Raw genomic sequence first — 13,938 nt, 5'->3', positions numbered from 1 at the left:
AGCACGTCCAGGGAGAGCCCGCCGGTTTCGGCGGGCTCTTTCGATTGCCCCGTGCCGTCGGGGATGACGGTGGACTGTGCATGTCGTGCCTCGTGGACGAGCGCTCGGCTGTCTGAGCCGTAGATGACGTCGAACGGTGTCTGGTAGGTCGCATCGACGTGGTGCCTGCCGTCGTCGTCGGTAGTGACGAGGAGCTTGTCGAAGAGGAGCTGGTTGAGCATGCGGCGGATGTGCTCGGGGGCTTGCCGATAGGTGTTGCCTGCGTGCTGGGCGATGTCGAGCGCGATCCGGATGAGCTCGTCGGCCTCGGTGAGGTCGGCATTGAGGGCGTTGAGGCTGCGGGTTGTGGCGGCGAGTTCGGCGTCGAGGCGTTTCTGCTCGGTGCGGAGCATGTCGATGGGGATCGCGTCGTTGTAGTGGGCTTCGAGGAGCTTGCGTTGGCGACGTTCGATGGTCTGCTTCGTGTTCTCGAGCTGCTGCCGTTCGGCGTCCGTGTCGGCGCGAAGTTGCTTGAGACCGTGCCGGAGGAGCGTTTCGAGGTCGCGACGGAAGTCGGGCGTGAGACTGATGCGGTCGTAGAGGTCTTGGATGAGGTCTTCTGCGTGCTCGATTTGGATGGAGCGGAGGGTGCAGTCGGTGCGTTTGGAGTGGCGTCCGAGGCATGAGTAGTACGGGTATGTCTCGCCGTGCCGGTTCGTGACGATCTGGACGACCATGCGGAACCCGCAGTGCCCGCAGTACATCGTGGACTTGAGGTAGTGGTCGTGCTTGATCGATCGTTCGCCGTTGATCTTCTCTTTGAGGATCGTCTGCACTTCCTCGGAGGTTTCGCGGTCGATGAGCGGGGTGTGGCTGCCGGGGTACTCGACGCCTTTGAACGTGGTGATGCCGGTGTAGTAGACGTTGGTGAGCATCGAGTGGACGTGTCGGATCTCGACGGGCTTCTCGACGAGTCGTGGGGTCGGGACGGTCGTGAGTCCGCGACGGACGAGTTCATTGGTCAGTGTGCGCACGGAGTGCTCGCCGCTGGCGTAGGCGTTGAACGCCCAGCTCACGAGCGGCGCGCGTTGCTCGTCGACGGTAACGGTGCGGTTCTCGCGGCCGTTCTCGATGGTGCGGGTGTTGAGATAGCCGATCGGTGCACGGCTGACGGAGCCGCCGTTCTTCACCTTCTCGCTCATGCCTTTGACGACCTCGTTCGCGAGGTTGCGGGAGTAAAACTCGGCGATGCTGCTCATGATGCCGTGGAGGAGGATGCCGCCGGGGGTCTGATCGATGTTCTCACTGGTGGAGACGAGCCGGATGCCGAGCTCGTTGAATCGCTGGTTGAGGGTGACGTCGTCGGCGCGGTTGCGGGCGAGGCGGTCAAGCTTATGGACGATGACATAGTCGACGTTCCCTTGCTCGGCTTCGAGGTAGCGGAGCATCTCCTGGAGTGCGGGACGGTTGGTGGCGGTGCCTGAGACACCGCGCTCGACGAACTCTTTGACGACCATCGCCCCGACTGCTTGGGCCTTCTTCTTGTTGGCGTCGCGCTGCGCCGGGATCGAGAATCCCTCTTCGCGTCCGCCGCGTTCGGCTTGCTCGCGCGTGGATACGCGCAGGTAGGACACGGCGCGCTTCGGGGTGAACGACTGTGTCAGTGCTGCGAACGGATCGGCGATGGCTGGCTGGGCCTGGGGCGTGTATGGAGTTATGGGCATGCTCCGATTGACGCTCTCTTCGCCCACGGAGTCCAGTGTGAGATGCCTGATCCGACCAGGTTTTCCACAGGCGTCGGGTCGTCGTCGGGTGTACGGGTGATCTTGTTCTGTTGTCGCCGCCACTGGCTGGGTAAGAAATGTGTTCAGCTTTCATAGGGGTTGTTCTCCTTCCTAATCGGGTTGTTCTGATTTGTGAGAGGCGGGCCGTTGCGGATCATCTCGGGGAGCTCGGTGAGCGTGAGGGCGTGGAACATACTCTGCGGGAACTCCGCCTGTTGGATGTGACTGCGCAGTTGCTCGCGGCGTTCGTGAGAGGGCACGATCCAGAGCACGGCGGGAAAGATGCCGTCCGCTTTCTGCTCTGCTCCGGTGCGCCGGTACTGCGTGTACTGCCAGCACTTGGCGATCACCCGAGCGGGATTCTCGGTAGCGCGGTCGACTTCAATGAAGTAGCTGTCGCGGTACTCGGCACTGGTGACGGTCAGGCGCAGGTCGGGTCGGAGCGTGAGTTGCTGTCCGTGCGGGCCGAGGTAGGTCCGCCAGCAGACGGGCTCCGCTTGGATGCTGAGGCGGCCGTCCGGGATGCCCCTGATCGTCTCGGTCGCGGTGACGCGGGTTTCGGCGATGGCGAGCAGGTGCTCGAGAAATGTCGTGGAGATCAGGTGCGGTCGTTGCCGCTTCTTCCCTTCCCCCGTGACGGACCTATAGCCGCTGGTGGTGAGCGCCCAGATCGCGGGCGCAGAGCCGCCTTGCCATCCGCCGACGCGTCGGTCGAGGCGCAGCACCACGCCCTGGTCTTCGAGTGTGTTCAGGTGCCGTGTGGTCTGTCGGATCGCGGATCTTCTGCTGCCGTAGTCGTGTTCGGTGAGTCGCGCGAGCTGTTCCGTCGTCGCAAATCGAAGTTCGAGAAGGTACGACAGCAGCGTCCTATAGGCCGGATAGTCGAGGGAGACGGTCATGAGCGGCCTCCTCGTAGGATGAGCCGTCCGGTGTGACTCCATGTGACGATGTCAGTCACGTCCGGTGTCCGCCGCCGTCTCGCCACACAGCAGCCAACCAGCGAACGGTTCAGTGGAGCGAGTCGTCTCCCGATTCGTCTCGTGCATTGCGCGGAGATCATCGCCTGGTCCTCCCGATCGGGCCATCATCCGCCGCGGCGTGATCGGGTCTGGCCGGGGCGATGAGGTCACGGATCTGCTGTTCGGTCTCGGTCGCGGGCACGCCGTAGCGTTCGTGCGCGGCCGCGTACACCGCTGCCGGGTCGCTGATTGTGGCGGGTGATGGCGTGGTGGCGATGGAGATCCATCCGGTGTTCTGCGCGTTCTGCATGACATTCGCGTACGCGCGGTACTTCGGCAGCAGCAGGAAGTCCTGCGCGTCCAGTCCGGGCGTGTGCTTGCTGATCGTGGAGGCGTCGGTGCCGCCGAGGCCGAAGTAGATTTTGCTGCGCGTGTTCGCCTCGACCGAAGCCTGCATGGCGGGAGTGAACTGCTTCAGGTACTGGTTCGCGAGCGTGAACGCGGCCCCGAGGGATCTGGCCTGTGCGAGCGCGTCGGAGAGGTCGCCGGGGATATCTGCGAGGAAGTCGTGGACCTCGTCGATGTAGACGCTGACGATGTGGCGATGCTGGAGGCCGTCTCGTTGGCGGGCGAGGATCTTGGTCCAGAGCTGCCCGATCAGGAGCGTGCCGAGGAGTTTCGCGGCGTCAGCACCGAGCAGGCCCTTGTTGAGGTTCACGACGACGATGCGTCGCTTGGTGAACAGGTCGGAGAGGTCGAAGCGGGGTTCGGTTTGCCCGAGCATCGCGCGGAGCCCTGGGCGGAGGATCAGCTGGCGGAGCTTGTTCAGGACCGGCCCGATCTCTTCGGCTTGTTGCGCCGGACTCTTCGCGTTGTACTGTTCCCAGAATCCGCCGAGTCCGATCGGGTCGTCGATGCCGCGCAGGATCTTCCGGCGGAACGCCGGGTTGGTCAGCAGCGGCGGGATCCACAGCAGGTTCGCGCCGTCTACCTGTGCGAGAGTGTTGAACACCGACATGTAGATGTCCGCGGAGCGGATTCCCCAGTGCTTCGCGAACACCGACTCGAATGTCGCCAGCAACGTGTCCGCTGTCACTGACGTCTGATGGGCCGGCCCTTTGAGCGGATTGAAGCCGACCGGGGCGGCGTTGGTCGGGTCGATGACGACGACATCGTGTTCTCGGTTCTTCGGGACATGCGCGAGGACACGATCAGCGAGATCGCCTTTGGGATCCAAGACGAGAACGCCACGCCCGGCGTGCATGTCCGCCACGATGAGGTTCAGCATCACCGTCGACTTCGCCGACCCGGTCGGGCCGAGCAGATGCGTGTGGAATGCAGCGTCACGGATCGCTATCCCGACCTTCTCGAAGTGCCCTGGAGCGCTGGCGGTACCGATCACCCGATCAGTCCGAACGAGTGTGGCTGGTGGTGGCAGTTGTCTCGGGTGGAGACTTCCGAGGAGCGGCAACGGCGGTTCCCCGATGGGCCACCCGGTGAGACCGACGATCTCGCCGCTCGTGAGTATCAGTGGCCACCGCCACGGCAACCTCGCCTCATTGACGTGCCGTGCTGAGCCGCCGATCGCGCGAAGACGAGTCGTGGCTGACTCCAGTACGCGGAGCGCTCCGATGATGTCGCCTACCAGTTGCCGGGCACGCGCGGGGGTCGCGCAGACGAGTCCGATGCGCAGGCTCGACGAGAATCCGTGCTGGCCGTCCCGGCGCTTGCGCACCGGAGATGTTGGCATTGGTTGTGCTGGAGAGCCCGCGAGGAGGCTCAACCAAGCGTGCAGAGATTCGCGCGGCCGCACGGGCGGCGTATGCCGCCTCCCGAGGAGGAGCTGCAGCACGACCTCCTCATCGTCCTGAAGTCGCGACAGTGCCCCGTACAGCCCACGGACACCCGCCGTGACCCGTGCGGCGTCAAGGCTGAGATCCGCGCCGGTCACCCGCACGTCGGCAGCGTGCTCCGCTTGCTGACGAACGCGGCGCGGGGTGTGTGCTCGCACGGGCAGGTGCGCGGCCAGCGCGGTCACGACGGTCTCGATCCGTGTCGGACGCGCGGCGATGAGCCAACGCACCCCGGCCTTCGTCGCACGGGTCTCCAGTGTGATCGGGCCGAGAGTGCCGGAGGATGCAAGCTGCTCGAGTACGTCTCGGACAGCTTCCGGGGCGAGCATGTCCGGCCAGGTGAGCTCGCGCCATTCCCACCCCTCGTGTTTAGTGATTCTCGTCATGCCCGCCCCCTTTCTGCCCGGCGGCCTCGTCGGCCGGGTTCTGCTGATTTGTATGCGCTGTGTCGTCCTTTTCGTCAAGATGCATCGCGAGTAGCAGCAGTGCCCGTACGAAGCCGTGCCTGTCGAGTTCTGTTCGCCACACCGGGACCAGTCGGTGGCGACGAGAAGCGGGGTTCTTCTTCCGGTTCATCGCCCGGTCTCCTTCCTGCGGGTCAGAGCCATGTGTTCCGGCGACGCCACCACCACACCAGTGCCGCGGTGACGGCGATGACGACGGCGACGATCACGAGGATCCACCAGATGCTCTTGAGCAGCTCGATCGCGAGCACGAGCAGGATCACCCCGCCGAAGAGGAGCAGACACGTCCGGAAGAACTTCTCCACGACCGAGCGCGGCCCGGTATCGCCCTGCATGTTTCACACCCCTCACGCCTGGGTCTCCGGCACCATCGCTGATGCGCTGTCGTTGTCGGCAGGCACGGGGTATCCCCATTTCGCGAGCGAGATTGTCGCGTCGCACTCGTTGCCCCAGATGTCCCAGTGCTTGCTCGACGGTGTCGGCTGGCGAGCGAATAGCTCGAGGAATGGCCCGTCTCCGCCGACGAGTCGTTCGACGATGAGGTGGATTTCCTCGGGCTTCCGGCTGTGGGCCTGCAGGGCGCGCATGCCCCAGTTCGGCTGGCCTTTGAATGCGACCTTCGTGCCCTTCCCGCGTACGCCGAGGAGCAGCAGTTCCCCGGAGTTGCGGAATGTGTTCCCGAGCATCAGGCGGGGTTTGGCCCAGAAGTAGAAGCTTGTGTATCGGTAGCCCCATGCTTCGAGCACTTTGATGCCCAGAGGGACGGTCGCGGTGGTGACCCACAGGAAGCAGAACGAGTTTTCCGCCATGATCTCCTGCATGGCCTCGCTCATCCCGAGGATGCGCGCATCGGTCATGAGGTCGTAGTGGTTGCCCGCGCCGAGGTCGCCCTTCTGTTGCAGCGACCACGGTGGGTCGCATAGCGCCGCACGGAATGTCCCCGGCAGCGGCGTCTTGTCCGGCTGGTTGTGATTGATGTGAATGCTCATACGCAGACTCCTCCTTTCGAGAGGTAAATAGTTGATGGATCGGCCCGCCAGCAGAGGCCAGCTCTGGGCGGGGTCAGCGCCCATTACGCACCCCGGCCACCGAAGCGTGAAGACCGCTCTGTACTTCTCCAGACGTCGATCCGACACGGCGGCGACCGAGGTAGGCCATGGCGTGCGGTGCGACGAGAGCCGTTGTTGTCGAATAGGCAACGACGTGCCGCACTGAGGCGCTATGAGCGAGGAAGGTCGGTGCGCCCGGTCGTCAGGAACATCGCTCGCGTCAACGCCTTGGAGGCCTCATCGCGGTCGGTCGCGATATCGTCGCCGAGGGAGAGGATCGTCTGCCGGAGCTGCTCAGACTTCGCGTCCAGCTCCGCCTCGATCCGTGCACGACGACGCTCCTGCCACGCCTCGTACTCGTCCCACAGCACGTCGAACACGCACCACGCAACGAAGGCGGCGACCGCGACGAGCAGAACGACACCCGCGAGAGTCGCGACCAGGGAAACGAACTCCATCACAGCCCCCGAGCGATGCGCTGACCCGCACCGATGGCGTATCCGGCGATGATCGCTTCGTAGAACTGTGCGCCCGCCGAGGCGATCTTCATCTGCGCCTCCGCTTGCGAGACGAGCGTCGCCACGTTCGTCAGCGCCTGCGACGCCAGAACGCGTGCCCCTGCTCCCGCACCGCCGCGATCTCCGTGGACGCAGCAACCTGTTCCACCTCACGCTTGGTCTGGCGAACGAGGCTCCCCGTGATCTTCTGCCCCTGCTGGGTCGTGTGCCCACCGAACAGCGGCACCACCTGATTGTTCGACATGTTTCAAGTCCTTCCGTTTGAAGAGAACAGCCCCGGATTTTCCGGGACACTTCGACCGTAGAAACCCGCCCGGGGACACTCTGAAACTCGGAATAAAGTTGGAAGCGAGCACTGGAACGAGAAGGAAGTGATGGCGTGAGGCTTGATGAGGACGACGTCGCCACCCTCCACCAGCAGCTCGCGTGGCTGACCAAACGCGAGGGCTTCGTCCAGCGCCGCCTCACCTATGCCGCGATCGTCGACGAACTCCTACGCGGCTCCCTCGAGGACAGCTTCGAACGCCTCCGTCACCGCTTCATCTCCGCCATCCACACCCTGCCCGGCGAGCAAGCAGACCTCCTGCTCGACGTCTACGCGCTCAGCCCCGACACGCAAGACGTGCCCGAGCTGCTGCAACGGCGGCAGATACACGGCGACAAAATCGGACGGAACGTCGACACCGTTCGCACGCGAGAGACCGCCGCGCTGAAGGCGCCGCACTCGCGTCTCGTCACAGGACGCTACGCGCAGGCACCACTCGTGCTCGACGTGCCCGAGATGCACAGCGGAATCATCTACGAGGAAGTCAGCGTCCTCACCGTCGTCGAGAACCGGCACTGGAAAGCGACGTACGAGCACCACCGTCTCGCAACGTCAGAAGACAGCCTTGAGTATGTGACTATTGGCCGCTCGTACCCCGGCATCGTGACTCCGAGCAGCAAGGGCGACTTCAAGGTGAACACCCGTCCTGTCGACGGCGCGGGCTGGAATGACCACTTCTGGCACCTCAACACCGAACGCACGGCCACCGAGCCGATGCAAGACCGGACGCGCTACGACCTCCGATTCCGCATCACCTCACCCGACGATGGCAGCGAACCAGAGCCGATGACTCTCGCCAGCCGGGCGCTCCACCACCGGTCACTGCTGTTCACCATCCGCGTCGGGTTCATCGGCGACCAGCCAGCCAGTATCTGGAAGTTCGAAGGAGCAAGCCCGTTCGCCCGCCCCCACGCCGCCAACGAGTACAACCGCATCCATCTGGACGCCCGCGGCACCGCGACCCTCACCCTGCGCGACGTCCCTGGCGGCCTCTTTAACGGTTTCGCCTGGGGCTGGGACACCTGACCGAGGCGGCGAGGTCTTCTCGAAAACGGCCGATCATGAGATAATCACAGGTAGATCGCATCGCCCGGTAGACGCGGCACACGCTCCCGGCTGCATCACCCCTCAGGCCCATGCCGCGCATGGCAACCGACTGATGTCAGTGCCTGGCGCTACGGTGAGGTTAACCCGAAACCATAACTTAAGACGCGCCCTAGGCGCAGGAGACGAACCACATGGCACCGACCACCAAAGAAGGACAGCGCGCCGAACTGCACAAGACGATCTGGCGCATCGCGAACGACCTGCGCGGCTCCGTCGACGGCTGGGACTTCAAGTCCTACGTGCTCGGCATGCTGTTCTACCGGTTCATCTCCGAGAACCTCACCGCCTACATCAACGTCGGCGAGCGGAAGGCTGGCGACCAGAGCTTCGACTACGCCCAGCTCGGAGACTCCCAAGCCGAGTTCGGCCGCAAGGAGACGGTGGAGGAGAAGGGCTTCTACATCCTCCCGTCCGAGCTGTTCCAGAACGTCCGAGGGCGCGCCGCGAACGACGCGAACCTCAACGAGACGCTCGCTCGCGTCTTCAAGAACATCGAAGGCTCCGCGGTCGGCACCGACGCTGAGGACGATCTCAAGGGTCTGTTTGACGATCTCGACGTCAACAGTTCCAAGCTCGGCAGCACCGTCGCCAAGCGCAACGAGAAACTCGTCAAACTCCTCGACGCGATCGGTGACCTGCCGCTGGGGAACTTCGAGGACAACTCGATCGACCTGTTCGGTGACGCATACGAGTACCTCATGCAGATGTATGCCTCCAGCGCTGGCAAGTCCGGTGGCGAGTACTACACGCCTCAGGAAGTCTCGGAACTTCTCGCCCGCATCACCGTGGTCGGCAAGACCCAGGTGAACAAGGTCTACGACCCCGCTGTCGGATCCGGATCACTACTGCTGAAGTTCGCGAAAGTCCTCGGCAAAGAAAACGTCCGCCAGGGCTTCTACGGCCAGGAGATCAACCTGACCACCTACAACCTCGCCAGGATCAACATGTTCCTGCACGACGTGAACTATGAGAAGTTCAACCTGGCCCACGGCGACACCCTCACCGACCCCGCCCACTGGGACGATGAGCCCTTCGAAGCGATCGTCTCCAACCCTCCCTACTCGATCAAGTGGGACGGCGACGCCAACCCGCTCCTGATCAACGACCCACGCTTCGCACCGGCCGGGGTGCTCGCGCCGAAGTCGAAGGCTGACCTCGCCTTCACGATGCACATCTTGTCGTGGCTCGCGGTCAACGGCACCGCCGCGATCGTCGAGTTCCCGGGCGTGCTCTACCGCGGGGGAGCAGAAGCCAAGATTCGCAAGTACCTCATCGACAACAACTATGTCGATGCCGTCATCCAGCTCCCACCGGACCTGTTTTTCGGCACCACGATCGCGACCTGCATCATCGTGCTCAAGAAGTCGAAGACCGACAACGCGGTGCTCTTCATCGACGCCTCCGCTGAGTTCAAACGTTCCGGCAATAAGAACAAGCTCACCGAAACCAACCAGCAGCACGTCCTCGACACCTTCACCGCACGGCAGAGCATCGACCATGTCGCGACGCTCGTACCGAACGAAGACATCGCCACCAACGACTACAACATCGCCGTATCCTCCTACGTCGAGCAAGAAGACACCCGCGAGACCGTTGACATCACTGAGCTGAACGCCGAGATCGCACGCATCGTCGCCCGCCAGCAAGAACTTCGCACCTCCATTGACGAGATTGTTGCCGACCTGGAGGGCACGAAGTGAGTCGGATTGACGAACTGATCGAAGAGCTCGCTCCACAGGGAGTCGAGTTCAAGACGCTCGGAGACATCGCGCGGCTCGTGCGCGGCAATGGTATGCCGAAAACTGATCTCACCGATCAAGGTGTCGGTGCGATTCACTATGGCCAGATCTACACGCGGTACAGAGTTTGGACTACCAAGACGATCTCTTTCGTCTCCCCCGAGACGGCTACGAAGCTCGCCAAGGCTGAGCCGGGTGACATCATCATCACGAACACGAGCGAGAACGTCGAGGATGTAGGCAAGGCCGTCGCGTGGCTTGGTAACGAGCCGATCGTCACCGGCGGGCATGCCACCGTGATCAAGCACCGCGAGGATCCGAAGTACCTCTCGTACTGGTTCCAATCCGAGTCGTTCTTCGTTCAGAAGAAGGCGCTCGCTACAGGAACGAAGGTTATTGACGTCTCGGCGAAACAGCTCATGAAGGTGCGAATCCCCGTGCCACCTCTCGAGGTGCAGCGGGAGATCGTGCGAATATTGGATCAGTTCACTCAGCTGGAAGCGGAGCTGGAAGCGGAGCTGGAAGCCCGGCGCCGCCAGTATCAGTACTACAGAGGTAGCCTTCTTGCTTTCGGCGATGAAGTTGAACGTGCGCTTCTTGGGGATATTGCGACGGTTGGCACTGGTAGCCACGACACCAAGGACGCTGTGGTCGACGGAGAGTATGTATTCTATGCGCGTGGTCGCGAACCTCTTCGTCTCGACTCGTTCGATTTCGACGAAAGCGCAATCATTACGGCTGGCGATGGTGTAGGTGTTGGGAAAGTTTTCCACTTCGCGACCGGTCAGTACGCACTTCACCAGCGCGCGTATCGGATTGTTCCCGAGGAGAGTGTAGACGCGCGATATATTTATCATTACCTCGTGGCTGATTTCGCACGATATCTTGAGCGCAATTCGGTTCACGCGTCTGTGACGTCGCTGCGACGGCCCATGTTTTTGAAGTATCCGGTTCCCCTGCCTCCTCTCGATGAGCAGCGTCGGATTTCCTCCGATCTCGATAAGTTCGATGCGCTCGTCAACGACCTGAGCGTTGGCCTTCCTGCCGAACTTGCTGCGCGTCGTAAGCAGTACGAGTACTACCGTGACGAGCTGCTGACCTTTGAGGAGGCCGCGGCATGAGTGACGCGACTCCACGGAAGTACGATCCGATCGCCGTGTCGTCTGAGAGCACGGTTGTTGCCGAGTACATCCCTGACGCGGCGGGTGCTGGCTCGTATCAATCGGAGGCGGAGCTTGAGCGTGAGCTGATCCGGCTGTTGCAGTCGCAGGCGTACGAGTACTTGGCCGTAACGTCGGAAGCGCAGCTCGTCGCGAACCTCCGCACCCAGCTTGAAGCCCTGAACTCGGTGACGTTCTCAGATAGCGAGTGGGATCAGTTCTTCTCGGAGCGGATCGCTGGCGCGAATGAGGGCATCGTCGAGAAGACGGTACGGATCCAGGAGGACCACGTTCAGCTGCTGAAGCGCGACGACGGCTCGGTGAAGAACATCCTCCTGATCGACAAGCAGAACATCCACAACAACCGTCTGCAGGTGATCAACCAGTACGAGATCGGCCAGGGTGACGGCGGCTCCGCCCGCTCGAACCGGTACGACGTGACGGTGCTCGTGAGCGGTCTGCCGATGGTACACATCGAGCTCAAGCGTCGCGGCGTTGACATCCGAGAGGCGTTCAACCAGATCGACCGCTACCAGCGTGACAGTTTCTGGGCAGGCTCTGGACTCTTCGAGTACGTGCAGTTGTTCGTGATCAGCAACGGCACCTTGACGAAGTACTACTCGAACACCACCCGTCGCCAGCACCTGAGCGAGGCGGCCGGGTCCAAGCGGGTGCGGAAGACCTCGAACTCGTTCGAGTTCACGTCGTGGTGGGCGGATGCGCAGAACAAGCCGATCCAGGATCTGTCGGCGTTTGCGAAGACGTTCTTTGCCAAGCACGCGTTGCTGAACATCCTGACGAAGTACTGCGTGCTCACCGCTGACGGGACGCTGCTGGTGATGCGCCCGTACCAGATCGTGGCGACCGAGCGGATCCTGCAGAAGATCGACATCTCCACCAACTACAAGCAACTCGGCACTGTCGCCGCGGGCGGATACGTGTGGCACACCACCGGCTCCGGTAAGACCCTGACCTCATTCAAGGCCGCGCAGCTTGCGTCGAGGTTGCCGAGCGTGGACAAGGTGTTGTTCGTCGTGGATCGTAAGGATCTCGACTATCAGACGATGCGGGAGTATGACCGGTTCGAGAAGGGCGCGGCGAACTCCAACACGTCGACTGCGGTGTTGAAGAAGCAGCTCGAAGATCCGGGTGCGCGGATCATCATCACGACGATCCAGAAGCTCTCGACGTTCATCGCCGCGAACAAGGGGCATGCGATCTACGACGGGCATGTCGTGATCATCTTTGACGAGTGCCACCGGTCGCAGTTCGGTGATATGCACACTGCGATCACGAAGGCCTTCAAGCGGTATAACCTCTTTGGCTTCACGGGAACCCCGATCTTCTCCGCTAACTCTGGCAGCGGCGGGAACCCGAAGCTGAAGACCACGGAGCAGGCGTTCGGCGAGAAGCTGCACACCTACACGATCGTGGACGCGATCACCGACAAGAACGTGCTTCCCTTCCGGATCGACTACGTCAACACCGTCAAGGTCGGCAACGTCATCGATAAGCAGGTCTCGGCGATCGACACCGAGAAGGCGCTGCTCGCCCCGGAGCGGATCAGTCAGATCGTGAAGTACACGCTCGAGCACTTCGATCAGAAGACCAAGCGTGCTGAGCACTACACGCTCGGGGAGCGCCGCGTGCGTGGCTTCAATGCGGTGTTCGCGACGGCATCTATCGAGGCCGCACGAACGTACTACAACCACTTCCAGATTCAGCAAGAAGGTCTGCCGTCCGATAAGCGGTTGAAGGTCGGTCTGATCTACTCCTACGGCGCGAACGACGCCGTGGAAGACGGTGGACTCGATGAAGAGGGCTTCGACACCGGCGCGTTGAACATGGACGCGCGGTCGTTCCTGGAGGATGCGATCCAGGACTACAACGAGATGTTCGGCACGTCCTTCGACACTTCCGCCGACCGGTTCCAGAACTACTACAAAGACCTCTCGCTCAAGTTGAAGCAGTGCGAAATCGACCTGGTCATCGTGGTGAACATGTTCCTCACCGGCTTCGACGCGACCACGATGAACACCCTGTTTGTAGACAAGAACCTGCGCGCGCACGGGCTGATCCAGGCGTACTCGCGCACGAACCGCATCCTGAACTCCGTCAAGACGTACGGCAACATCGTCAGCTTCCGCGACCTCGAAGACGAGACCAACGATGCGATCGCGCTGTTCGGAAACAAGGACGCCCGCGGTGTCGTGCTGCTCAAACCGTACGGCGAGTACTACAACGACTACGCCGAGAAGGTCACCGAACTGCTCAGTACCTTCCCCCTCGGTCAGCCGATCATCGGCGAAGCCGCTCAGAAGGAGTTCATCAAGCTGTTCGGTGCGATCCTCCGCCTGCAGAACATCCTCACCTCGTTCGACGAGTTCACCGGCAACGCAATACTCACCGACCGGCAGGGCCAGGACTACCGCAGCGTCTATCTCGACCTGTACGCGGAGTTCCGCAAGGACAAGGACGCCGACAAGGAACAGATCAACGACGACGTCGTCTTCGAGATCGAACTGATCAAGCAGGTCGAGATCAACGTCGACTACATCCTCATGCTCGTCCAGAAGTATCGCGACGAACGCGGCGACGGTGACGACAAGGAGATCCGCGCGGAGATCTCGCACGCCGTGGACGCCAGCCCGACCCTGCGCAACAAGAAGGACCTTATCGAAGACTTCGTCGACTCCCTCTCCGTGGACGGTGAGATCGACCAGGAATGGCGAGAATTCATCGCAGCTAAGCGCGAGGCCGAACTCGAGACGATCATCACCGAGGAGAACCTCCGCGCAGACGAGACCCGCGTCTTCGTCGAGACCGCCTTCCGCGACGGACAGATCCGCACCAGCGGCACCGCGATCACGAAGGTACTGCCACCGGTCTCACGGTTCTCCGCTGACGGCGGCCACGGCGAGAAGAAACAGCGCGTCATCCGGAAGCTCGGCGCGTTCTTCGAGCGATTCTTCGGGCTCAGTTCTGGAGGTGACGAGTAGCC

13 protein-coding genes and 1 pseudogene are annotated in these 13,938 nt (G+C 62.3%); 5 read left to right on the top strand and 9 right to left on the bottom strand.

Going from position 1 to position 13,938, the window contains the following annotated elements; all coding sequences use genetic code 11:
- Positions 1 to 161 precede the first annotated feature (161 nt).
- Positions 162 to 665: a hypothetical protein gene (locus C5C49_RS17270; RefSeq protein WP_258068364.1), complete on the top strand. Its 504-nt coding sequence runs from the start codon at positions 162 to 164 to the stop codon at positions 663 to 665.
- Here the strand turns inward: C5C49_RS17270 and C5C49_RS17490 are convergent.
- From C5C49_RS17490 to C5C49_RS16830, 9 genes and pseudogenes are all read right to left on the bottom strand, one after another.
- Positions 642 to 1,703 (bottom strand): annotated as a pseudogene (locus tag C5C49_RS17490) (recombinase family protein); the annotation flags it as partial. The gene C5C49_RS17270 and the pseudogene C5C49_RS17490 overlap by 24 nt on opposite strands.
- A gap of 143 nt (positions 1,704 to 1,846) precedes the next feature.
- Entirely contained in the window at positions 1,847 to 2,662 is an 816-nt protein-coding gene (locus C5C49_RS03350; RefSeq protein ID WP_104345405.1) for a replication-relaxation family protein, read from the bottom strand.
- Positions 2,663 to 2,819: 157 nt separating this feature from the next.
- Complete coding sequence (locus C5C49_RS16700; RefSeq protein ID WP_146084831.1) at positions 2,820 to 4,961, bottom strand: type IV secretory system conjugative DNA transfer family protein; 2,142 nt, start codon at positions 4,959 to 4,961, stop codon at positions 2,820 to 2,822.
- Positions 4,945 to 5,151: a hypothetical protein gene (locus tag C5C49_RS16695; protein WP_146084830.1), complete on the bottom strand. Its 207-nt coding sequence runs from the start codon at positions 5,149 to 5,151 to the stop codon at positions 4,945 to 4,947. Before C5C49_RS16695 ends, C5C49_RS16700 begins: the two co-directional genes overlap by 17 nt.
- 22 nt (positions 5,152 to 5,173) lie before the next feature.
- Positions 5,174 to 5,374 (bottom strand): hypothetical protein, encoded by a 201-nt coding sequence (locus C5C49_RS03340; protein ID WP_104345403.1) that lies wholly within the window; start codon positions 5,372 to 5,374, stop codon positions 5,174 to 5,176.
- Between the two features lie 12 nt (positions 5,375 to 5,386).
- Positions 5,387 to 6,028, bottom strand: a complete 642-nt coding sequence (locus C5C49_RS03335) for an MT-A70 family methyltransferase (RefSeq protein ID WP_104345402.1) — start codon at positions 6,026 to 6,028, stop codon at positions 5,387 to 5,389.
- 230 nt (positions 6,029 to 6,258) lie between these two features.
- Positions 6,259 to 6,546 carry a hypothetical protein gene (locus tag C5C49_RS03330; RefSeq protein WP_146084829.1) on the bottom strand — a complete coding sequence of 96 codons (288 nt, stop codon included), beginning with the start codon at positions 6,544 to 6,546 and terminating at the stop codon, positions 6,259 to 6,261.
- Entirely contained in the window at positions 6,546 to 6,671 is a 126-nt protein-coding gene (locus C5C49_RS17260; RefSeq protein WP_258068362.1) for a hypothetical protein, read from the bottom strand. The genes C5C49_RS03330 and C5C49_RS17260 overlap by 1 nt, the downstream gene beginning before the upstream one ends.
- 5 nt (positions 6,672 to 6,676) lie before the next feature.
- On the bottom strand, positions 6,677 to 6,850 hold the full coding sequence (locus tag C5C49_RS16830; protein ID WP_181135693.1) for a hypothetical protein: 174 nt from the start codon (positions 6,848 to 6,850) through the stop codon (positions 6,677 to 6,679).
- A gap of 135 nt (positions 6,851 to 6,985) precedes the next feature.
- Between C5C49_RS16830 and C5C49_RS03325 the strand changes: the two genes are divergently transcribed.
- From C5C49_RS03325 to C5C49_RS03310, 4 genes are all read left to right on the top strand, one after another.
- Positions 6,986 to 7,957, top strand: coding sequence for a hypothetical protein (locus C5C49_RS03325; protein ID WP_104345400.1), 972 nt, complete (start codon positions 6,986 to 6,988; stop codon positions 7,955 to 7,957).
- A 212-nt stretch (positions 7,958 to 8,169) separates the two neighbouring features.
- The gene (locus tag C5C49_RS03320; protein WP_104345399.1) at positions 8,170 to 9,738 is read left to right on the top strand and encodes a type I restriction-modification system subunit M; all 1,569 of its coding nucleotides are present in this window, start codon (positions 8,170 to 8,172) and stop codon (positions 9,736 to 9,738) included.
- Complete coding sequence (locus C5C49_RS03315) at positions 9,735 to 10,898, top strand: restriction endonuclease subunit S (protein WP_104345398.1); 1,164 nt, start codon at positions 9,735 to 9,737, stop codon at positions 10,896 to 10,898. Before C5C49_RS03320 ends, C5C49_RS03315 begins: the two co-directional genes overlap by 4 nt.
- Positions 10,895 to 13,936 (top strand): type I restriction endonuclease subunit R, encoded by a 3,042-nt coding sequence (locus tag C5C49_RS03310; protein WP_104345397.1) that lies wholly within the window; start codon positions 10,895 to 10,897, stop codon positions 13,934 to 13,936. Before C5C49_RS03315 ends, C5C49_RS03310 begins: the two co-directional genes overlap by 4 nt.
- Positions 13,937 to 13,938: the final 2 nt, after the last annotated feature.

Source organism: Rathayibacter sp. AY1E2 (genome assembly GCF_002932325.1).
GTDB lineage: Bacteria > Actinomycetota > Actinomycetes > Actinomycetales > Microbacteriaceae > Rathayibacter.
Note: the sequence above shows the minus strand (reverse complement) of the source record. Positions and strands in the feature narration are given on the sequence as shown.